This is a genomic window from Cupriavidus sp. WKF15 (genome assembly GCF_029278605.1).
GTDB lineage: Bacteria > Pseudomonadota > Gammaproteobacteria > Burkholderiales > Burkholderiaceae > Cupriavidus.
In genome coordinates this window covers 1,133,460-1,153,949 of sequence record NZ_CP119572.1, presented here as the reverse complement: position 1 = coordinate 1,153,949, position 20,490 = coordinate 1,133,460, and the positions used below count along the sequence as shown (strand labels likewise).

The 20,490-nt window shown below is 63.7% G+C and carries 17 protein-coding genes; 2 read left to right on the top strand and 15 right to left on the bottom strand.

Translation table 11 applies throughout. The annotated features are described in order from the left end of the window. The first annotated feature begins 157 nt into the window (after positions 1-157). Positions 158-2,242, top strand: coding sequence for a polyphosphate kinase 1 (gene ppk1 / locus CupriaWKF_RS05515; protein WP_276100003.1), 2,085 nt, complete (start codon positions 158-160; stop codon positions 2,240-2,242). A gap of 79 nt (positions 2,243-2,321) precedes the next feature. On the opposite strand, the gene phoR is transcribed toward ppk1, so the two are convergent. The 11 genes from phoR to CupriaWKF_RS05460 all read right to left on the bottom strand — a co-directional run bounded on the left by phoR (position 2,322) and on the right by CupriaWKF_RS05460 (position 14,481). Beyond that, positions 2,322-3,653, bottom strand: coding sequence for a phosphate regulon sensor histidine kinase PhoR (gene phoR, locus CupriaWKF_RS05510; RefSeq protein WP_276100002.1), 1,332 nt, complete (start codon positions 3,651-3,653; stop codon positions 2,322-2,324). A gap of 132 nt (positions 3,654-3,785) precedes the next feature. Then, positions 3,786-4,493 (bottom strand): phosphate regulon transcriptional regulator PhoB, encoded by a 708-nt coding sequence (gene phoB / locus CupriaWKF_RS05505; RefSeq protein ID WP_011298320.1) that lies wholly within the window; start codon positions 4,491-4,493, stop codon positions 3,786-3,788. 28 nt (positions 4,494-4,521) lie between these two features. After that, a complete protein-coding gene (gene phoU, locus CupriaWKF_RS05500) occupies positions 4,522-5,226 on the bottom strand; it encodes a phosphate signaling complex protein PhoU (RefSeq protein ID WP_276100001.1) in 705 nt (234 codons plus the stop codon). Between the two features lie 57 nt (positions 5,227-5,283). Further along, positions 5,284-6,072 carry a phosphate ABC transporter ATP-binding protein PstB gene (pstB, locus tag CupriaWKF_RS05495; protein ID WP_276100000.1) on the bottom strand — a complete coding sequence of 263 codons (789 nt, stop codon included), beginning with the start codon at positions 6,070-6,072 and terminating at the stop codon, positions 5,284-5,286. A 58-nt stretch (positions 6,073-6,130) separates the two neighbouring features. Further along, positions 6,131-7,033, bottom strand: coding sequence for a phosphate ABC transporter permease PstA (gene pstA / locus CupriaWKF_RS05490; protein ID WP_276099999.1), 903 nt, complete (start codon positions 7,031-7,033; stop codon positions 6,131-6,133). Next, positions 7,030-7,995 carry a phosphate ABC transporter permease PstC gene (gene pstC, locus CupriaWKF_RS05485; RefSeq protein WP_276099998.1) on the bottom strand — a complete coding sequence of 322 codons (966 nt, stop codon included), beginning with the start codon at positions 7,993-7,995 and terminating at the stop codon, positions 7,030-7,032. The genes pstA and pstC overlap by 4 nt, the downstream gene beginning before the upstream one ends. Before the next feature lie 112 nt (positions 7,996-8,107). After that, on the bottom strand, positions 8,108-9,139 hold the full coding sequence (pstS, locus tag CupriaWKF_RS05480) for a phosphate ABC transporter substrate-binding protein PstS (protein ID WP_276099997.1): 1,032 nt from the start codon (positions 9,137-9,139) through the stop codon (positions 8,108-8,110). A gap of 242 nt (positions 9,140-9,381) precedes the next feature. Beyond that, positions 9,382-10,725 carry a phosphoglucosamine mutase gene (glmM, locus tag CupriaWKF_RS05475; RefSeq protein ID WP_276099996.1) on the bottom strand — a complete coding sequence of 448 codons (1,344 nt, stop codon included), beginning with the start codon at positions 10,723-10,725 and terminating at the stop codon, positions 9,382-9,384. A 47-nt stretch (positions 10,726-10,772) separates the two neighbouring features. Beyond that, on the bottom strand, positions 10,773-11,579 hold the full coding sequence (folP, locus tag CupriaWKF_RS05470) for a dihydropteroate synthase (protein WP_276100675.1): 807 nt from the start codon (positions 11,577-11,579) through the stop codon (positions 10,773-10,775). 204 nt (positions 11,580-11,783) lie between these two features. Next, complete coding sequence (gene ftsH / locus CupriaWKF_RS05465) at positions 11,784-13,667, bottom strand: ATP-dependent zinc metalloprotease FtsH (RefSeq protein WP_276099995.1); 1,884 nt, start codon at positions 13,665-13,667, stop codon at positions 11,784-11,786. Positions 13,668-13,803: 136 nt separating this feature from the next. Continuing rightward, complete coding sequence (locus tag CupriaWKF_RS05460; protein ID WP_276099994.1) at positions 13,804-14,481, bottom strand: RlmE family RNA methyltransferase; 678 nt, start codon at positions 14,479-14,481, stop codon at positions 13,804-13,806. A gap of 204 nt (positions 14,482-14,685) precedes the next feature. Here CupriaWKF_RS05460 and CupriaWKF_RS05455 point away from each other — a divergent pair, with 204 nt between their 5' ends. Beyond that, on the top strand, positions 14,686-15,189 hold the full coding sequence (locus CupriaWKF_RS05455) for a YhbY family RNA-binding protein (RefSeq protein ID WP_276099993.1): 504 nt from the start codon (positions 14,686-14,688) through the stop codon (positions 15,187-15,189). Positions 15,190-15,233: 44 nt separating this feature from the next. Here CupriaWKF_RS05455 and CupriaWKF_RS05450 read toward each other — a convergent pair whose 3' ends face one another. The 4 genes from CupriaWKF_RS05450 to leuE all read right to left on the bottom strand — a co-directional run bounded on the left by CupriaWKF_RS05450 (position 15,234) and on the right by leuE (position 20,483). Further along, positions 15,234-15,737, bottom strand: a complete 504-nt coding sequence (locus tag CupriaWKF_RS05450) for a DUF4149 domain-containing protein (RefSeq protein ID WP_276099992.1) — start codon at positions 15,735-15,737, stop codon at positions 15,234-15,236. Positions 15,738-15,771: 34 nt separating this feature from the next. Beyond that, a complete protein-coding gene (gene greA, locus CupriaWKF_RS05445) occupies positions 15,772-16,248 on the bottom strand; it encodes a transcription elongation factor GreA (RefSeq protein WP_276099991.1) in 477 nt (158 codons plus the stop codon). 226 nt (positions 16,249-16,474) lie between these two features. Then, positions 16,475-19,723 carry a carbamoyl-phosphate synthase large subunit gene (gene carB / locus CupriaWKF_RS05440; RefSeq protein WP_276099990.1) on the bottom strand — a complete coding sequence of 1,083 codons (3,249 nt, stop codon included), beginning with the start codon at positions 19,721-19,723 and terminating at the stop codon, positions 16,475-16,477. 79 nt (positions 19,724-19,802) lie between these two features. After that, the gene (gene leuE / locus CupriaWKF_RS05435) at positions 19,803-20,483 is read right to left on the bottom strand and encodes a leucine efflux protein LeuE (RefSeq protein ID WP_276099989.1); all 681 of its coding nucleotides are present in this window, start codon (positions 20,481-20,483) and stop codon (positions 19,803-19,805) included. Positions 20,484-20,490 lie beyond the last annotated feature (7 nt).

Genomic DNA, 20,490 nt, shown 5'->3' with positions numbered 1-20,490 from the left:
CCGCGCCGCAGGAGACTTGTGGTCCGCCCGGACAGTATGCTGACAACCCCAGAAAATTATGTCCCCGCCATGTCAACATCATGACAAAATCAAAGTGTCATAAAAGTGACATGAATGTATGAAAAAGTCGCCACATTACCAAAAGAAGGTCATGACCATGTCGACGACACCGTCCAGCACGCTGCTCAATCGCGAGCTGGGCATTCTGGAATTCAACGCGCGCGTTCTGGCCCAGGCTGCCGATCCCAAGGTGCCGCTGCTCGAAAGACTCAAGTTCATCTGCATCGTGTCCAGCAATCTGGACGAGTTCTTTGAAATCCGCATGGCAGGACTCAAGGAACAGATGCGTGACAACGCCTCCGGCCTTACGCCTGACGGCCTTTCCTTTCAGCAGACCTATCAGTTGGTCACGGCGCGCACGCAGCAGCTCGTGGCTTCGCAGTATGACATGCTGCAGAACGTCATTTTTCCCCTTCTCGAGAAGGAAGGCATTTTTTTTCACCTGACGACCACCTGGACCGATGCGCAACGCGAGTGGGCCCGGGATTTCTTTGTACGCGAACTGGGTCCGGTACTCACGCCGATCGCGCTCGACCCGGCCCACCCGTTCCCGCGCGTACTGAACAAGAGCCTGAATTTCGTGGTCGAGCTGTCAGGCAAGGATGCTTTCGGCCGTGAGGCTGACCTGGCCATCGTGCAGGCACCCCGCGCGCTGCCGCGCGTGGTGAAGATGCCCGAGAAGCTGTCGGGCTACCCGTTCGGCTTTGTCATGCTGTCCTCCTTCATGCAGGGATTCGTGCATGAACTGTTCCCGTCGATCGAAGTCCTGGGCTGCTACCAGTTCCGCGTCACGCGCAATTCCGACCTGTTCGTGTCCGAAGACGAAATCACCGACCTGCGCGAAGCGCTGCAGGGCGAACTTCCAACGCGGCACTTCGGCGACACCGTACGGCTGGAAGTCTCCTCGGACACACCGTCGGCGCTGGCGCGCCGGCTGTTGCTGGAATCCGGCCTCGGCGAGCAGGACCTGTACCGCGTCTCTGGGCCCGTGAACCTCGTTCGACTGATGCAGATCCCGGACATGGTGGATCGCCCGGCGCTGAAGTTTCCGCCGCACGTGCCGGCACCGGCCAAGCCCTTCACGACTGCCGCACCGATCTTTGATGTCATCCGGCAGCAGGACGTGCTGCTGCACCATCCGTTCGAGAGCTTCAACTCCGTGCTCGACCTGCTGCAGCAGGCCGCGACCGACCCGAACGTGGTAGCCATCAAGCAGACGGTCTACCGCACCGGCAATGAATCGCTGGTCATGGAAGCGCTGATGACCGCCGCGCGCAACGGCAAGGAAGTCACGGTGGTCGTGGAACTCCTGGCCCGCTTCGACGAGGAAACCAACATCAACTGGGCCGAGCGGCTGGAATCGGCCGGCGCCCATGTCATCTACGGCGTGGTCGGTCACAAGTGCCACGCCAAGATGCTGCTGATCGTGCGGCGCGAGGCGTCCGGCGCCAAGGCCAAGCAGGTCAAGCTGCGCCGTTACGCCCACCTCGGCACCGGCAACTACCATCCGCGCACCGCCCGCCTGTACACGGACTTCGGCCTGCTGACCGCCAACGAGGCCATCTGCGAGGACGTGCATCACGTCTTCCAACTGCTGACGGGAACCGCCGGCACGATCCGGCTGAACCACCTGTGGCAGTCGCCCTTCAGCATGCAAAGCAATCTGGTCGAGCATATCCGCGCCGAGGCGCGCAATGCGCGTGCCGGCAAGCCAGCCCGAATCGTCGCCAAGATGAATGCGCTGCTGGAGCCGTCCATCATCGACGAGCTGTACAAGGCGTCGCGCGCAGGCGTGAAGATCGACCTGATCGTCCGCGGCGTCTGCGCGCTGATGCCGGGCGTGCCGGGCATGTCCGAGAACATCTCGGTGCGCTCGATCGTGGGGCGCTTCCTGGAGCATCATCGCGTCTACTACTTCCTGGCGGGCGGCGACGAGGTGCTTTACCTGTCGAGCGCCGACTGGATGGACCGCAACCTCTTCCGCCGTGTCGAGGTGGCTTTCCCCGTGCTGGACAAAGCGCTCAAGGCACGCGTCATCAGGGAGAGCCTGCAGGTGCATCTTCGTGACAATGCGTCGGCGTGGATCATGCAGCCCGACGGCTCCTATGTGCGCAAGGAGACGCGCGCCAAGCACCCGCACGTCAGCCAGAACGACCTGCTTGCCATGTTCGGCGGCGCATGACCCGAGCAGGTTGAAATGAATCGGCCCGCATAAGCGGGCCATTTTTCTTGCGTCGGACTTGCGTCGCCGATGGCTGAAGTCAGGCAGCTCGGCGCGAAGGGTCGGCCGCGCCAGCTTCGCGCACGCTGCGCTCCAGCGGGAAGATGATGCGGAACACACTGCCCCGCCCCACTTCGCTGCTCACGCGCAGCTCGGCATGGTGGCGCGAGACCACATGCTTGACGATGGCCAGGCCCAGGCCGGTGCCGCCGGTGTCGCGCGAGCGGCTGCGGTCGACACGGTAGAAGCGCTCGGTCAGGCGGGGAATATGCTCGGGGGCAATGCCCAGACCGGTATCCGACACCGAGAACACGGCATGTCCGTCGTCCCAGCCGAGCCGGATGGTGATACGGCCGCCGGCCGGCGTATAGCGCACAGCGTTTGACACAAGGTTGCCCAGCGCCGACAGCAACTCCATCTCGGTGCCGCGCAGCCCCACGGTGGGATCGATCTCGGCAACGATGTGGTGGCGCTCCTGCGACAACGCTTGCGCGTCGTGCACGAGGTGCTCCACCAATGCGCGGACCGGCACGAGTTCCTGGCCCGGGGGCTGCTCATCGCTTTCCAGCTTGGCCAGGGCCAGCAGGTCTTCCACGATGCTCTGCATCCGCATGGACTGCACCAGCATCATGTCGACGTAGCGCCGCCGGTCTTCCTCGGACACCGGCAAGTCGCGCACGGTCTCGAGAAAGCCGGTCAGCACCGTCAGCGGCGTTTTCAGCTCGTGCGACACATTGGCCACGAAGTCGCGCCGCATGGCCTCGGTATTCTCGAGCTTGGTGATGTCCTGCGTGATGACCAGCTTGCGGTTGTCGCCATACGGCAGCACCTGTACCGAGATCACGCCCTGCTTGTGCTCGCCCATGTCGCGCATCGCCAGCGGCTCGTCGAAGCGCTGGCGCGTCAGGTAGTGGACGAACTCGGGACGGCGGATCAGGTGGGTGATGCGCTGGCGCACATCGCGCCGCGCGTTCAGGCCGAAGTGCTGTTCGGCCACATCATTGCACCACTCGATCTGGTCGGCGTCGTCGAGCATCAGCACGCCATTCGGCGAGGCCTGGATTGCCTGGATAAAGCGCGTGTGCTGCTGCTCCACCTGCAGGACCTGCAGGCGCCAGCGCTTCACCAGCCGGTGCAGGCGATAGTAGACTTCGCCCCAAAGGCCGAGCGCGCTGGGGATTTCGCCATATGCCGGCGCATCCAGGACCTTCCACAGCCGGTTGATCTGGTAGAGATGGAACGCCAGCAGGGATACCGTTGAAACACTCATCACGGCCAGCGCGAGTACCGCGCCCGCCACGAAATAGGTCCCGACGGCAACCACCACCAGGCTGATCAGGATGGCCACGGAGCGGGCCCAGATGACATTCATGCGCGCAAAAGAAACTCGGAAGCCCGGACTGCGGGCAGATGGCGGCAGCGCCGCCGTTTTGCGGCAGAGTTTGCCACGAATTCGTGACGACTGGTCATGCAGCGCTGGCCAGGCCCAGGCCCAGGCCCAGGCTCAGTTGCCCGGCGTACGGGCCAGCCGGTAGCCGCTGCCGCGCACGGTTTCGATCATATTGCTATAGCCGCCAGGCGTCAGCGCCGCGCGCAGCCGCTTGATATGCACGTCGACGGTACGCTCTTCGACGAAGACATGGTCGCCCCAGACCTGGTCCAGCAGTTGCGAGCGGCTGTGCACGCGTTCCGGATGCGTCATCAGGAAGTGCAACAAACGAAACTCGGTCGGCCCGAGGTCCAGCTTGATCGGGCCTGCATTGTCTTCGCCGGTCACGCGGTGCGTGGCCGGATCCAGGCGCAGGCCGTTGATCGCCACCACGTCATCCGTGAGCTGCGGCGCACGACGGCGCAGCACCGCCTTGATGCGGGCAAGGAGTTCCTTCGGCGAGAACGGCTTGGTGACGTAGTCGTCCGCGCCGGCCTCGAGGCCCATCACCTTGTCCTGCTCCTCGCTGCGGGCAGTGAGCATGATGATGGGAATCTGCTTGGTGCGGTCGTTGGCACGCAGTTCCTTGGCGAAGGTTGCGCCTGACTTGCCCGGAAGCATCCAGTCCAGCAGCACCAGGTCTGGCAGCACGTCGCTCATCAGCGACAGCGCCTGCTCGGCGTTATAGGCCCGGATCGGATAGTGCCCCGCGTGCTGCAGGTTGACGGCGATCAGCTCAGCGATCGCCGGTTCGTCTTCGACAACGAGAATGCTGCTTGGCATGTGTGTGTTTCTCCGGAGGTGACGCCGCTCAGCTCAGGGCTTCGCGCTCCATGTCCTCGCGCGAGGCGTGGCGGACATCGGTCCCCTTGACGATGTAGATGATGAACTCCGCAATGTTCTTGGCATGGTCGCCGATGCGCTCGATCGCCTTGGCCACGAACAGGAAGTCCAGCGCGACCGAGATCGTACGCGGATCTTCCATCATGTAGGTGATCAGCTTGCGCACGAAGCCGCGGAATTCCTCATCGATGGCTTTGTCGTCCTTGACGATGCGCGCAGCGGCCACCGTGTCCAGGCGGGCAAAAGCGTCCAGCGCCTGGCGCAGCAGCGAAATGGCCATCTCGCCTGACAGCTTCACTTCGGCGTAGTTGATATTATGCGCCGCCGCGTCTTCCATGATGTGCTTGGTGCGCTTGGCGATCTTCTCGGCCTCGTCGCCCGCGCGCTCCAGGTTCGTGATGGTCTTGGAAATCGCCATCACCAGGCGCAGGTCGCGCGCGGTAGGCTGGCGGCGCGCGATGATATTGCCGCAGTCGGCGTCGATCTCGACTTCCAGCGCATTGAGCTGCTGTTCGCGCGCGATGACCTGGTCGGCCAGCGAGCTGTCGAAGTCGGCCAGCGACCGCATGGCGAGCTCGATCTGCGACTCGACCAGGCCACCCATCTGCAGCAGCTTGGTGTTGATGGCATTGAGGTCGGCATCGAATTGAGTGGAAAGGTGCTTGTCGGGCATGGGATTCTCCAGACCGCTATGGGTTTCCGGTGCGTTGGCGTGGCACGGCGACCGGTATCAGCCGAACCGGCCAGTGATGTAGTCTTCCGTTTCCTTGCGGTGCGGCTTGATGAAGATCTTCTCGGTCTCGCCGAACTCGATCAGTTCGCCCAGGTACATGTAGGCGGTGTAGTCCGAGCAACGCGCAGCCTGCTGCATGTTGTGGGTCACGATCACCACCGTATATTCGTCTTTCAGCTCGGCGATCAGTTCCTCGATGCGGCCCGTGGAAATGGGGTCCAGCGCCGAGCACGGCTCGTCGAGCAGCAGCACTTCAGGGCGGATGGCAATGCCACGAGCGATGCACAGGCGCTGCTGCTGGCCACCCGACAGGCCATAACCCGACTGGTGCAGCTTGTCCTTGGCCTCGTTCCACAGCGCGGCCTTGGACAGCGCCCACTCCACGCGATCATCCATTTCCGAGCGCGACAGCTTCTCGAACAGGCGCACGCCAAAGGCAATGTTGTCGTAGATCGACATCGGGAACGGCGTCGGCTTCTGGAACACCATGCCCACCTTGGCACGCAGCAGCGCGATGTCCTGGCGGCTGGTCAGCAGGTTCTCGCCGTCCATGTTGATCTCGCCCTCGGCACGCTGCTCGGGGTAGAGGCCGTACATCTTGTTGAATGTGCGCAGCAGCGTGGACTTGCCGCAGCCCGACGGGCCGATAAAGGCCGTCACCTTGCGATCGGGGATCGACATGTTGATGTTCTTCAGGGCATGGAACTGGCCGTAGAAGAAGTTCAGGTTGCGCACGTCGATCTTGGCGCGCACGGAGTCGGCAATATCGATGACAGTCGAAGTCATGCTGGTTCTCGCTTGGTATTCAGGTTCCGGTCCGATTCCTGGAATCGCGCGCCGGTCATTATTTCTTGAACAGGATGCGCGCGAGGATATTGAGTGCGAGCACGCCGATCGTGATCAGGAACACGCCTGCCCAGGCCAGTTGCTGCCATTCCGTGAACGGGCTCATGGCAAAGCGGAAGATGGTGACGGGCAGGTTCGCCATGGGCTTGTTCAGGTCGCTGGTCCAGAACTGGTTGGACAGCGCGGTGAACAGCAGCGGCGCGGTTTCGCCGGCGATACGCGCCACGGCCAGCAGCACACCGGTAATGATGCCGGCGTAGGAAGACTTGACCGTGATCGACAACACCATCTTCCACTTCGGCGTGCCGAGCGCGAAGGCGGCTTCACGCAGGGCATTCGGCACCAGGTTCAGCATGTTCTCGGTCGTGCGCACCACGATCGGAATCTGCAGCAGCGCCAGCGCGCATACGCCCGCCCAGCCGGAGAAGTGGCCCATGCGAGTCACCACCAGTGCGTAGACGAACAGGCCGATCACGATCGAGGGCGCCGACAGCAGGATGTCGTTGATGAAGCGAATCAGGCTGGCCAGAGGCGACGACTTGCCGTACTCGGCCAGGTAGATGCCCGCCAGGACGCCCAGCGGCGTGCCGCACAGCGTGGCCAGCGCCACCATCACGAAGCTGCCGTAGATCGCGTTGGCCAGGCCGCCACCCGCGGTGTTCGGCGCCGGCGTCATCTGCGTGAACAGGTCCAGCGACAGGCCGCCCACGCCCAACGTGACAGTAGTGAACAGGATCCAGGCCAGCCAGAACAGGCCGAAGCCCATGGCACCCAGCGAGGCGGTTAGCGCAAACAGGTTGGTGCGGCGACGGCGCGCTTGCAGGCGCGCGCGCACGGCATCGGCGTCGGGCCGTACGGCCGGGATCGAAGCGGAAGACACAGCGTGGCTCGCCTGGTTCATTTTGCGCCCTCATTCTTTGCCAGTCGCAGCAGCAGCAGCTTGGACAGCGCCAGTACCACGAACGTGATGAAGAACAGGATCAGGCCAAGCTCCATCAGCGCGGCGGTGTGCAGGCCAGCCCCCGCTTCGGCAAACTCGTTGGCCAGAGCGGACGTGATGCTGTTGCCCGGCGAGAACAGCGATGCGTTGTCGAGCAGGTTGGTATTGCCGATCACGAAGGTGACGGCCATGGTTTCGCCCAGCGCGCGGCCGAGACCGAGCATGACGCCGCCAATCACGCCGGCGCGGGTGTAGGGCAGCACCACGTTCCACATCACTTCCCAGGTGGTGCAGCCCACGCCGTACGCCGACTCCTTGAGCAGCACCGGGGTGACTTCAAACACGTCGCGCATCACCGAGGCGATGTACGGAATGATCATGATGGCCAGGATGACACCGGCGCACAGCAGGCCGATGCCCAGCGGAGCGCCCTGGAACAGCTTTCCGATCACCGGCAGCTGGCCGACAGTCGCAGCCAGCGGCTTCTGGAAGTACTCGCCGAACAGCGGCGCGAACACCAGCAGGCCCCACATGCCGTAGACGATCGACGGCACGGCGGCCAGCAGTTCGATTGCGGTGCCGAGCGGGCGGCGCAGCCAGGCCGGCGAAAGCTCGGTCAGGAACAGCGCGATGCCGAAGCTGACCGGCACGGCAATGATGAGTGCGATCAGCGAAGTCACGAGCGTGCCGTAGATGGGCACGAGCGCACCATAGACGTCTGCGGGAGGGTCCCATTCCGCAGTCCAGAGGAAGCGGGCGCCGAATGTCTGGATCGAAGGCCAGGCGCTGATCGCCAGCGACACGATGATGCCCCCCAGCAAGAGCAGCGTCACGATGGCGGCCCCGCGTGTCAGGCCGCCGAACAGGATGTCGCCGAGGCGGCTGGGCGGCCGTACGGCTGGGAGATCGGACGAAATCGCCATGGTGCAGAGAATGCGGTCGATGATTTGGCAGGCGCCGGCGGCAAGCCGCCGGGCCACTCAGCCGGCTGCGGCACACACGCCGCGGCCGGCTGCCATACAGGCAGACAGTGCCTTAGTAGAGTGCCTTGCCCGAAGCGTCCTTGACGCTGGTCTTCCAGGTAGTGCGGATCTGGTTCACGACCGCTTCCGGCAGCGGCACGTAGTCCAGGTCAGCGGCCATGTTGCCGCCGCTCTTGTAGGCCCAGTCGAAGAATTTCAGCACTTCTGCTCCCTGCGCAGCCTTCTCCTGGTTCTTGTGAACCAGGATGAAGGTGGCACCCGCGATCGGCCACGCAGTCTTGCCCGGCTGGTTGGTCAGGATCTGGTAGTAGCTCTTGCTCCAGTCCGCGCCGGCCGCAGCGGCCTTGAAGGCATCGTCACCCGGCTGGACCACGGCACCCGACGCGTTCTTCATGTTCAGGTGGGTCATCTTGTTCTGCTTGGCGTAAGCGTACTCGACGTAGCCGATCGCGCCGTTCAGGCGCTGCACGAAAGCTGCCACGCCTTCGTTGCCCTTGCCGCCGGTGCCGCCGCCCGGCCAGTTGACCGTGGTGCCCTCGCCCACCGATTTCTGCCACTCGGGGCTGACCTTCGACAGGTAGTTGGTGAAGATGAAGGTCGTGCCCGAACCGTCGGCGCGGCGCACCGGCAGGATGTCCTGGTTCGGCAGCTTGGCATGCGGGTTCAGCGCCTTGATGGCCGGATCGTCCCATTTCTTGATCTTGCCAAGATAGATATTGGCCAGCACCTCGCCGGTGATGGTCAGCTCGCCCGGCTTCACGCCTTGCAGGTTGATGACCGGCACCACGCCGCCAATCACGGTCGGGAACTGGACCAGGCCCTGCTTGTTCAGGTCTTCGTCCTTCAGGGGTGCGTCGGAAGCGCCGAAATCGACCGTCTTGGCGCCAATCTGCTTGATGCCGCCCGACGAACCGATGGATTGATAGTTGACCTTGTTGCCCGTTGCTTTTTGGTATGCGTCGGCCCACTTGGAATACACGGGCGCCGGGAAGGAAGCGCCTGCACCGGTAATTTCCGCCGCGAACGCAGTACCCGCTACGACCATCGAAACGATGCCTGCCACGGCAGTCTTGACCAGCTTCATATGTCCTCCAGAGAACATTGGTTGGGAATGACAAATTTTTGACAAGACGAACTCTATGCTCCGCATATGACAATTCCATGACATCTTCAAATCTTCCTGGAAGCCAGAGTGGACGCGGATAACGCTTGCCTTTCCAGCCCTGATCGGTGCTCGGAGAGGTTATCGGTTAATTGCGTTATCGGGCAAAAAAAACGCCGGGACATGCCCGGCGCGTTGATATGACTGGATTCGGCTAGCGAGGCTCAGGCACGCAAGGCCTCTGCCAGTGTCTGCGCGGCGCGCTCGGCGGTCTCGGCCTGCTCGGCCTCGACCATCACGCGCACCACGGGCTCGGTACCGGATGCACGGATCAGCACGCGGCCGCGCCCTGCCAGTTCGGGCTCCACCACCGCGCGCGCCGCCTTCAGGCCGGCATGCGACTGCCAGTCGAACCCCTTCTCGACACGGACGTTGATGAGCTTTTGCGGGAACAGGCTGACGCCCTCGAGCAGGCCGGCAAGTGTCTTGCCGCTGCGGCGCAACGCTGCCAGCACCTGAAGCGCCGAGACGATGCCGTCGCCGGTGCTGTGCCGATCCAGGCACAGCAGGTGGCCGGAGCCCTCGCCGCCCAACGTCCAGCGGCGCTTGTTCAACTCTTCGAGCACGTAGCGGTCGCCCACCTTGGCCCGAACGAACTCCACGCCAATGCGCTTGAGCGCAAGCTCGACGGCCATATTGGTCATGAGCGTGCCAACAGCGCCTTCGACTGCCTGCCCTTCGGCCATGCGGTCCCGCACGATCAGGTACAGCAGTTCGTCGCCGTTGTACAGGCGACCTTCGCCGTCCACGACCTGCAACCGGTCTGCGTCCCCGTCGAACGCCAGGCCCAGGTCGGCACCGTGCTCCCGGACTGCCTCGACCAGCTTGCCGGGCGCAGTGGCTCCGTAGCCGTCGTTGATGTTGCGGCCATCAGGCTGGTTGCCGATCGCAATCACATCAGCGCCGAGTTCATGGAAAACATGCGGAGCAATGTGATATGCAGCACCGTGCGCGCAGTCCACGACCAGCTTGAGGCCGCGGAGATCCTGGCTGTTCGGGAACGTGCTCTTGCAGAACTCAATATAGCGTCCGGGAGCGTCGTTGATGCGCCGGGCACGGCCCAGGTCATCGGACGGCGCACAGATCATCGGCTCTTCGATGGCCGCCTCGATCTGGGACTCGACTTCGTCGGGAAGCTTGTCGCCATCGGCCGAGAAGAACTTGATGCCATTGTCGTAATACGGATTGTGGCTGGCCGAGATGACCACGCCCGCCGACAGCCGCAACGCACGCGTCAGGTAAGCGATGCCGGGCGTCGGCAGCGGCCCGGTCAGCAATACATGCACGCCCGCCGACGTAAAGCCGGCCTCAAGTGCCGCCTCAAGCATATAGCCGGAGATTCGCGTGTCCTTGCCAATCAGCACGGTCGGCCGCCCCTGCACCGTGCCGGCGCCGTGGGCAAGCACCTTGCCGGCAGCATGTCCCAGCCGCATCACGAAATCCGGCGTGATCGGCGATTCGCCAACCTTGCCTCGTACGCCATCCGTCCCGAAATACTTGCGCGTCATTTCCTTAATCCTTTCTTGCTTGCTCTGTCTGGCAACTATTGCTGTGCTCACTGCGATGGCTGCTGGACCGCTGCCACAGCCTCATTCCGGACTGCCCACCACGTTTTGAGGGCATCCACCGTATCCTGCACATCATGCACGCGCACGATATAGGTTCCGCGCTCTGCCGCACATACCGCCGCGGCAATGCTCGCCGCCACACGCTGCAGCGGCGGCCGGCCGCCAAGGATCGCGCCAAGCGTCGACTTGCGTGACAAGCCCACCAGCAGCGGCAGGCCGGATTTCGCCAGCGCGGGCAACTGCCCCAGCAGGCGCAGATTATGATCCGGAGTCTTGCCGAAGCCAAATCCAGGGTCCAGCGTGATGCGGGCCGGGTCGACACCAGCCTGACGCAATATGGCCACGCGCTCTTCGAGGAAGTCACCCACCTCGGTCACCACGTCCGCGTATTGCGGGTCTTCTTGCATGGTCTGCGGGTCCCGCTGCATGTGCATCACGCACAGCCCAGCCTGTCCGCCGGCGACGGCCTCGACCGCGCCGGGCATGCGGAAGCCCCAGATATCGTTGATCAGGTCGGCACCAGCCGCAAGCGCCTCACGCATCACTTCTGGCTTATAAGTATCGATTGACAGCGGCTTGCCGCAATCGCGCAAGGCCTCGACGATCGGAAGCACGCGAGCCAGTTCTTCGTCCAGCGGCAACGCCGCGGAACCCGGTCGGCTCGACTCTCCGCCGATATCGAGAATGTCCGCGCCTTCCGCGATGAGCTGCTCGGCATGCCGCAGCGCCGCGTCCCGGGTGGCGTGCTTGCCGCCATCCGAAAACGAATCGGGCGTGACGTTGAGAATGCCCATGACGAGCGGGCGACGATCGAGTGCGAAGCGATAGCGGCCGCACTGGAAATAACGGGATGGCGAGGTCTGCTGCAAGGTAGGGAAACGGAATCGAAATGAAAAGATTCTGCGGGCGTACCACACAGAAACAAGAAAGCCGGTGCGAAGGCACCGGCTCTCGGAACTACCAGGCGATCACGGTCCTGCGGACCTTGATCCGTGCCGTCAGGCCGTGGCGGGCGCGTTCGAAGGCGCCACCGGCGTGCCGCCGGACGGGGCATTGCCGCCACCATTCGGGCCCGACACACCGCGCGGCGGACGCGGCGGCTTGCCAGCCATGATGTCGTTGACCTGGTCCGCGTCGATCGTTTCCCATTCCATCAGCGCATTGGTCATGGCCTCGACCTTGTCGCGGTTCTCTTCGAGCAGGCGCTTGGCCAGCGCGTACTGCTCGTCGATGATGCGGCGGATCTCGGCGTCGACCTTCTGCTGCGTGGCTTCCGACACGGTCTTCGACGACAGCTTGCCGAACATGCCGTCCTGCTCGGTATCCACGTAGACCATGGCGCCGAGCTCATCGCTCATGCCAAAGCGGGTCACCATGTCGCGGGCGATCTTGGTCGCGCGCTCGAAGTCATTGGACGCACCGGTGCTCATGGCATTGAGGAAGACCTCTTCCGCCGCCCGCCCGCCGAAGAGGATGGCGACCTCTTCCAGCATGTTGTCCTTGTACTTCGAATACTTGTCATGCTCCGGCAACTGCCAGGTCACCCCCAATGCCCAGCCACGCGGCATGATGGTGACCTTGTGCACCGGATCGGCCTTCGGCAGCAGCTTCGCCACCACCGCATGACCGGACTCGTGGTAAGCCGTGGCCTTGCGCTCTTCCTCGCGCATGACCGTCGACTTGCGCTCCGGACCCATGTAGATCTTGTCCTTGGCGTCCTCGAAGTCCTGCATGTCGACCACCCGCTTGTTGCGGCGGGCGGCAAACAGCGCGGCCTCGTTCACCAGGTTGGCCAGGTCGGCGCCCGAGAAGCCCGGGGTGCCACGCGCGATCACCGAGGCGTCCACGTCGTTGCCGATCGGCACTTTGCGCATATGGACCTTCAGGATCTGCTCGCGGCCGCGGATATCGGGCAGGCCCACGTAGACCTGGCGGTCGAAGCGACCCGGACGCAGCAGCGCCTTGTCGAGGACGTCGGCACGGTTGGTCGCGGCGATCACGATCACACCGGAGTTGGCCTCGAAGCCGTCCATCTCGACCAGCATCTGGTTCAGGGTCTGCTCGCGTTCGTCGTTGCCGCCGCCCATGCCGGCGCCACGATGGCGACCGACCGCGTCGATTTCATCGATGAACACGATGCACGGCGCCTGCTTCTTGGCGTTCTCGAACATGTCGCGCACACGGGCCGCGCCCACGCCGACGAACATTTCAACGAAGTCCGAACCCGAGATACTGAAGAAAGGTACCTTGGCCTCGCCGGCGATGGCGCGCGCCAGCAGCGTCTTGCCGGTACCCGGAGGGCCAACCAGCAGCACGCCGCGCGGAATGCGGCCGCCCAGCTTCTGGAACTTCTGCGGATCCTTCAGGAAGTCGACCAGTTCGACCACTTCCTCCTTGGACTCGTCGCAGCCGGCCACGTCCTGGAACGTGACGGCGTTCTGGTTTTCATCGATCAGGCGCGCACGGGACTTGCCGAACGAGAAGGCACCGCCTTTCCCGCCGCCCTGCATCTGCCGCATCATGTAGAACCAGAAGACGATGATCAGCAGGGTCGGCCCGAGGTAATACAGGGCCTGTACCAGCACGTTGGGTTCGTCGTCAGCCTTGCCAGTCACCTGAACGCCGTACTTCATCAGGTCGCCGACCATCCAGATATCACCGGGCGAGATGATGGTGTACTTGGCGCCCTCTTTCGGCGACACCACGAGGTTGCGGCCCTGCACGTCGACACGCGACACCTTGCCGTTCTTGGCGTCATCCATGAACTGCGAGTAGGTGACGCCGTCCTGCGCACGGGGCTTGTCGAACTGCTTGAAGACGGTAAACAACACCAGCGCGATCACGAGCCAGATTGCCGCCTTTTGAAACAGGTTGTTATTCAAGGCCGAACTCCTTTGCGATTGCCTTGCCAACGGATAGCTGCATTGTAATGCAGCCCCCGCCCCGAAGGGGTAACAGCGAAAACTATGGTGCCGATAGCCCCCGGGGCCCAGACTGCCCCGGCTTTTGCCGGACCCATCAATTCATCACTTTGAGGTGACGCCCAAGGATAAACGTTTCGGAGGATTTGTCGCGCGACGCCTTGGGCTTGCGCGGGGCGACTACCTTGAACTGCCGTTTGAACTTCTCGACGATCTGGCTGTAGCCACTGCCGTGGAAGCACTTTACCAGCAACGCGCCGTCCGCCTTGAGATGGGCTTGGGCAAAATCCAATGCCAGATCACACAGATACTCAATACGCGCGGCGTCAGCAGACGCCACACCCGACAAGTTGGGGGCCATGTCAGACAATACAAGATCGATTTTCGCGCCACCGGAAGCGGCCATGACCACTTCCTCCAGCTGGCGAAATACCTCTTCCTCACGAAAATCGCCCTGAATAAACGTGACGTCGGCGACCGGCTCCATGGGCAGGATATCGATGGCCACGACCGCTCCGTCCGGCTTGCCACCGGTCGCCCGGGGCGAGGCAGCCAGCTTGTTGCGGGCGTACTGGCTCCAGCTTCCCGGCGCAGCGCCGAGGTCGACAATGACCTGGCCCGGCCGGATCAGGTTGTCCTGCTCGTCGATTTCCTTGAGCTTGTAGGCCGCGCGCGCACGATACCCGTCGCGCTGCGCCATCTTCACGTACGGGTCGTTGATATGGTCGTGCAGCCACGACTGGTTGAACTTGTTCTTCGACTTGCCTTTGGCCATTCTGATTACGCCTGTTTCCTGTCTGCCAGCACCGCCGATCGCGCGCGCCGCAATTTCTTGCCTGTTTTGCCGTTTTTTGCCGCCGACCTGCACTGATTTGGCGGATAATACGCGCCAATCGCATGCCAGCGGTGGTCAATTCGGGCCGCCATTGCCCGTTCGGGCCGTTGGCAGCACTTATTCCTGCGCAGTCCGCGCCAATTTATGTCCGCACTTCAACTTATTCCAGCCCAGCGCTCCGAACTCCGCTCCCGTGCCCATGGCCTCAATCCGGTCGTGATGATCGGCGCGGAAGGCCTCACGCGCGCGGTGCTGGCCGAAATCGACCGCAGCCTGGCGGCCCACGACCTGATCAAGATTCGCGTATTCGGTGATGATCGCGAAGCTCGCGTCGCCATCTATGAATCCATCTGCGATGAACTGAGCGCCGCACCGATCCAGCATATCGGCAAGCTGCTGGTCGTCTGGCGCCCGGGCGAGGCCCGCCTCAAGGAAAACCAGCCCCAGGATCTCGGCCGCCACGCACCGGCCCGCCGCGGTGGCGCCGCGCCTCGCACCGTGACGGTGAAGAAGCCCAGCGGCGCGCCCAACCGCCGTCCCACCCGCAAGGAAGTCACGGTGCTGGGCAATGAACGCGTCACGGCCGGCGGCAACGTCAAGCGCTCGCGCGCCCGGCCCTCCAGCCAGAAAAAGAAGGCTCTGGCCTGATCGACGGCCCGGGTGCGGGTTAAGGGCCGCCCTGCTCCGGCTGGCTACTCGCCAGCCGACCGCGGCGCCGAAGCGCGCCACACCAGCGCCAGCGCCAGCAGGCTCTGCACCAGATAGAAGGCGCTGGAGACGCCGTGCAGCATGCCAAACTCAGCCCGGAACGGCGACTCCGACACGCCGACACCGAGTACCGCCGCCTTTTCCTTGAGGTTGCTCATGAACGGCTGGGTGCCGAAATAGCCCACCAGCACGCAAACCAGCATGGCCAGCACCAGCCAGCGCAGACCCCGGTAGCGGTTGGCGCCGCGCCGGATCAGCACATTACATAGCACCAGCTGCAATACGCCGACGGTCACGCCGAGGATCGCCTCGGTCTGGAACAAGTGTCCGGCGATCATGCCCGCCGTCTCGCGGCTGGGCAGCACGGCAAACAAGGTCGGGGCCACCATATAGCCCACCGTCCACAGGCTGCCGGCCCAGATGACCGTCAGAAGCAAGAAGATGCGGTGGGGCAGCGGCGGCAGGCTTGAATAGGAAGAAGAGAACACGATCCGCTTGGTCCAGTCGGCCGGCGTACCGGCTTCAGATGTAGCGGACGGTGATGACTTCGTACTCGCGTTCGCCGCCCGGAGCCAGGACGGTTGCAACGTCGCCTTCGAACTTGCCGATCAGCGCACGCGCGATGGGCGAGCTGACGGAAATCTTGCCGCTATCGAGGTCGGCCTCGTCATCGCCAACGATCTGGTAGCTCACCGGGCTGCCCGATTCCAGGTCTTCGAGGTCGACCGTGGCACCGAAAACGATGCGGCCATCGGTGTCGAGTTGAGTCGGGTCGATAACCTGCGCTGCCGACAGCTTGGATTCGACCTCCAGGATGCGCCCCTCAATAAATGCCTGCTTTTCCTTGGCAGCGTCGTACTCGGCATTCTCGGACAGATCGCCCTGCGCGCGGGCTTCGGCGATGGCATTGATCACCGCTGGGCGTTCAACGGCCTTCAGGCGTTGCAGCTCTTCCTTCAGGAGCTCGGCGCCACGCTTGGTAATCGGAATGGTGCTCATGTGTTCGATCAACAAAAAAACGAGCCGCAGCGGAGCTGGAACCATGCCCGGCACATAGGCCCGGGGCACTTCCGCTCGACCGCGGCTTTCGGATGGGAAAGGCGCCCGGGGAAACCGGGCGCCGATCAATGAATTCGACGTAGTTTAGGCCAAGATGCCCGCAGGCAGCAACACCGGCAGGCCGATGGCCCTTGACGGGGCGTAACCGCCCCGCCAGTCCGTAATGTTACGCGAGCGACGCATGCAGGCCCTGCAGGTCATAGACCTCCAGGCTTTGCATGTGCTTCAGGCCCTCCACCGCGGCGCTGGCGCCGGCGATGGTGGTGTAGTAAGGCACGCGGTTGGCCAGCGCCGAGATACGGATCGAGCGCGAATCGGCAATCGCGCCGCGGGTCTCGTCCACCGTGGTGAACACCAGCGCCAGTTCGCCGTTCTTGATCATATCCACGATGTGCGGACGGCCGTCCTTGACCTTGTTGACCACCTTGACCGGGATGCCGGCGGCTTCGATGGCCGAGGCCGTGCCGCGCGTGGCCACGATCGGGTAGCCCATGTCGTGCAGCATGCGGGCCACGGCGACGGCGCGCACCTTGTCGCTGTCCTTCACGGTGATCAGCACGGCACCTTTCTCGGGCAGGCGCGAGCCGGCGGCGAGCTGGCTCTTGAACAGCGCCTCGCCGAAGGTCTTGCCCACGCCCATCACTTCGCCGGTCGAACGCATTTCAGGTCCGAGGACCGGATCGACGCCCGGGAACTTGTTGAACGGGAACACCGCTTCCTTGACGCTGTAGTACGGCGGCACCACCTCGTCGACAACGCCCTGCGAGTCCAGCGACTGGCCGGCCATGCAGCGCGCGGCAATCTTGGCGAGCTGCATGCCGGTCGCCTTCGACACGTACGGCACGGTACGCGATGCGCGCGGGTTCACTTCCAGCACGTAGACGGTGTCGACACCGTTGTTCTGCTGGATCGCGAACTGCACGTTCATCAGGCCGACCACGTTCAGGGCGCGGGCCATGGCAGCAGTCTGGCGCTTGAGTTCCGCCACGGTTTCAGCCGACAGCGAGTACGGCGGCAGCGAGCACGCCGAGTCGCCCGAGTGCACGCCAGCCTGCTCGATGTGCTCCATCACGCCGCCGATGAACACGCGCTTGCCGTCCGACAGCGCGTCGACGTCGCATTCGATCGCGTCGTTCAGGAAGCGGTCCAGCAGCACCGGGGAATCGTTGGACACCTTGACGGCCTCGCGCATGTAGCGCTCGAGGTCGCGCGGCTCGTGCACGATTTCCATCGCGCGGCCGCCCAGCACGTACGACGGGCGCACCACCAGCGGGTAGCCGATTTCCTCGGCCAGGCGCAGCGCTTCGTCCTCGGCACGCGCGGTGCGGTTGGGCGGCTGGCGCAGGCCCAGGTCCTGCAGCAGCTTCTGGAAGCGCTCGCGGTCTTCCGCGGCGTCGATCATGTCCGGAGTCGTGCCGATGATGGGCACGCCGTTGCGCTCCAGGTCCAGCGCGAGCTTCAGCGGGGTCTGGCCGCCGTACTGCACGATCACTCCGACCGGCTTCTCGATCGCGACGATCTCCAGCACGTCTTCCAGCGTCACCGGCTCGAAGTACAGGCGGTCCGAGGTGTCATAGTCGGTCGACACGGTTTCCGGGTTGCAGTTGACCATGATGGTCTCGTACCCGTCCTCGCGCAGTGCCAGCGCGGCATGCACGCAGCAGTAGTCGAACTCGATGCCCTGGCCGATCCGGTTCGGGCCGCCGCCCAGCACCATGATCTTCTTCTTGTCGGTCGGGCTGGCCTCGCACTCGCCATGCTCGGCCTCGTAGGTCGAGTACATGTAGGCGGTGTTGGTGCCGAACTCGGCCGCGCAGGTGTCCACGCGCTTGTACACCGGACGCACGTTCTGGGCGATGCGCGCCTCGCGCACGGCCTTGGCGTCGGTCTTCAGCAGCCTGGCCAGGCGGCGGTCCGAGAAGCCCTTCTGCTTCACGTAGCGCAACTCGGCCGTCGACAGGCTTTCCAGCGTGCGTGCCTTGATCTGGCTTTCGGTCTTGACGATGTCCTCGATCTGGGCCAGGAACCACGGATCGATGGCGGTCTCGGCGTGCACCTCTTCCAGCGACATGCCGATACGGAACGCATCGCCCACGTACCAGATACGGTCCGGACCGGCCTCGCCGATCTCCTCGACGATCTCGTCGCGGTCGGTGGTCTTCTCGTCCAGGCCATCCACGCCGACTTCCAGGCCACGCAGGGCCTTCTGGAACGACTCCTGGAAGGTACGGCCCATGGCCATCACCTCGCCCACCGACTTCATCTGGGTGGTCAGGTGGCTGTCGGCCTGCGGGAATTTTTCGAATGCGAAACGCGGCACCTTGGTGACCACGTAGTCGATCGACGGCTCGAACGAAGCCGGGGTCGCGCCGCCGGTGATCTCGTTCTTCAGCTCGTCCAGCGTGTAACCGACGGCCAGCTTGGCCGCGACCTTGGCGATCGGGAAGCCCGTGGCCTTCGAGGCCAGCGCCGACGAACGCGACACGCGCGGGTTCATCTCGATGACGATCATGCGACCGTCCTTCGGGTTGATCGAGAACTGCACGTTCGAACCGCCGGTGTCCACGCCGATCTCGCGCAGCACGGAAAGCGAGGCGTTGCGCAGGATCTGGTATTCCTTGTCGGTCAGGGTCTGGGCCGGGGCCACGGTGATCGAGTCGCCGGTGTGGATGCCCATCGGGTCCAGGTTCTCGATCGAGCAGATGATGATGCAGTTGTCCGCCTTGTCGCGGACCACTTCCATCTCGTATTCCTTCCAGCCCAGCAGCGATTCCTCGATCAGCAGTTCGCGCGTCGGCGACAGGTCCAGGCCACGCTTGCAGATCTCTTCGAATTCTTCGCGGTTGTAGGCAATGCCGCCGCCCGTGCCGCCCAGCGTGAACGACGGACGGATCACGATCGGGTAGCCGGTGGTGCCGGTTTCCTGCGCAATGCGCGTCTGCACGGCAAGCGCTTCATCCATCGAGTGCGCGATGCCGGACTTGGCCGAGCCCAGGCCGATCTTGGTCATCGCGTCCTTGAACTTCTGGCGGTCCTCGGCCTTGTCGATGGCTTCCGGCGATGCGCCGATCAATTCCACCTTGTACTTGTCCAGCACGCCGTGACGATGCAGGTCCAGCGCGCAGTTCAGCGCAGTCTGGCCGCCCATGGTTGGCAGGATGGCGTCCGGACGCTCTTTCTCGATGATGCGCTCGACCACTTCCCACGTGATCGGCTCGATGTAGGTCACGTCGGCAGTGGCCGGGTCGGTCATGATGGTCGCCGGGTTCGAATTGACCAGGATGACCTTGAAGCCTTCTTCGCGCAGCGCCTTGCAGGCCTGGGCGCCGGAATAGTCGAACTCGCACGCCTGGCCGATGATGATGGGGCCGGCGCCGATGATCAGGATGCTCTTGATGTCTGTGCGTTTTGGCATTGCACTATCTCTTTTTTGGCCGGCCGCCCGTTCGGGACGGCCGCACCGGAATATCAGGAATCCCGCGGGATTCGGAAAGTCAGCTCAGGGTGGCAGTCGCCAGCTTCGCGCCGAAGCCGATGAACATGGCGCCTACGCCACTCGACACGCCTGCCGACAAGCGGCGGCGGCGGCGGAACGCGGCAGCCAGTTTCACGCCGACGAAGATCAGCGTCGTCAGGTACAGGAAGCTGAAGATCTGCACGACCACGCCCAGTGCGAGGAACGCCAGCGCCGGATAGCCGAAGCCCGGGTCGACGAACTGGATGAAGAACGAGATGAAGAACAGGATCGCCTTGGGGTTCATCAGGCTGATGACCAGCGCCTTGCGGAACGGGTTGGACTGGTCGACGGGCATGGCCGCGGCGGCATTGATGGCCTGCCCCGCCTGACCCGCCTTGGTCCAGTTGCGCACCGCCCCACGCAGCATGTTGAACCCGATCCAGCCCAGATAGGCCGCGCCGATGTACTTCACCACGTAGAACAACGCCGGGCTGGCCTTCAGCAGCGAGGCCACGCCCGCCGCCGACAGCACCATCAGCACGGCATCGCCGAGGAACACACCGCATGCGCCCTTGTAGCCCGCGCGCACGCCACGCTGCGCCGCCACGGACAGCACATACATCGAGTTCGGCCCCGGCAGCAGCACGATGAAGATCGTGCCCAGCACATAGGTCCAGAAATCGGTGATGCCGAAGGCGGTATGCATGAAGGTGTTCATGGCGTGT

Bases quoted from the DNA above. Each gene is read 5' to 3' on its own strand.
- ppk1 (WP_276100003.1), top strand. From the start codon at position 158: ATGTCGACGACACCGTCCAGCACGCTGCTCAATCGCGAGCTGGGCATT.
- phoR (WP_276100002.1), bottom strand. From the start codon at position 3,653: ATGAATGTCATCTGGGCCCGCTCCGTGGCCATCCTGATCAGCCTGGTG.
- phoB (WP_011298320.1), bottom strand. From the start codon at position 4,493: ATGCCAAGCAGCATTCTCGTTGTCGAAGACGAACCGGCGATCGCTGAG.
- phoU (WP_276100001.1), bottom strand. From the start codon at position 5,226: ATGCCCGACAAGCACCTTTCCACTCAATTCGATGCCGACCTCAATGCC.
- pstB (WP_276100000.1), bottom strand. From the start codon at position 6,072: ATGACTTCGACTGTCATCGATATTGCCGACTCCGTGCGCGCCAAGATC.
- pstA (WP_276099999.1), bottom strand. From the start codon at position 7,033: ATGAACCAGGCGAGCCACGCTGTGTCTTCCGCTTCGATCCCGGCCGTA.
- pstC (WP_276099998.1), bottom strand. From the start codon at position 7,995: ATGGCGATTTCGTCCGATCTCCCAGCCGTACGGCCGCCCAGCCGCCTC.
- pstS (WP_276099997.1), bottom strand. From the start codon at position 9,139: ATGAAGCTGGTCAAGACTGCCGTGGCAGGCATCGTTTCGATGGTCGTA.
- glmM (WP_276099996.1), bottom strand. From the start codon at position 10,725: ATGACGCGCAAGTATTTCGGGACGGATGGCGTACGAGGCAAGGTTGGC.
- folP (WP_276100675.1), bottom strand. From the start codon at position 11,579: ATGGGCATTCTCAACGTCACGCCCGATTCGTTTTCGGATGGCGGCAAG.
- CupriaWKF_RS05460 (WP_276099994.1), bottom strand. From the start codon at position 14,481: ATGGCCAAAGGCAAGTCGAAGAACAAGTTCAACCAGTCGTGGCTGCAC.
- CupriaWKF_RS05455 (WP_276099993.1), top strand. From the start codon at position 14,686: ATGTCCGCACTTCAACTTATTCCAGCCCAGCGCTCCGAACTCCGCTCC.
- greA (WP_276099991.1), bottom strand. From the start codon at position 16,248: ATGAGCACCATTCCGATTACCAAGCGTGGCGCCGAGCTCCTGAAGGAA.
- carB (WP_276099990.1), bottom strand. From the start codon at position 19,723: ATGCCAAAACGCACAGACATCAAGAGCATCCTGATCATCGGCGCCGGC.
- leuE (WP_276099989.1), bottom strand. From the start codon at position 20,483: ATGAACACCTTCATGCATACCGCCTTCGGCATCACCGATTTCTGGACC.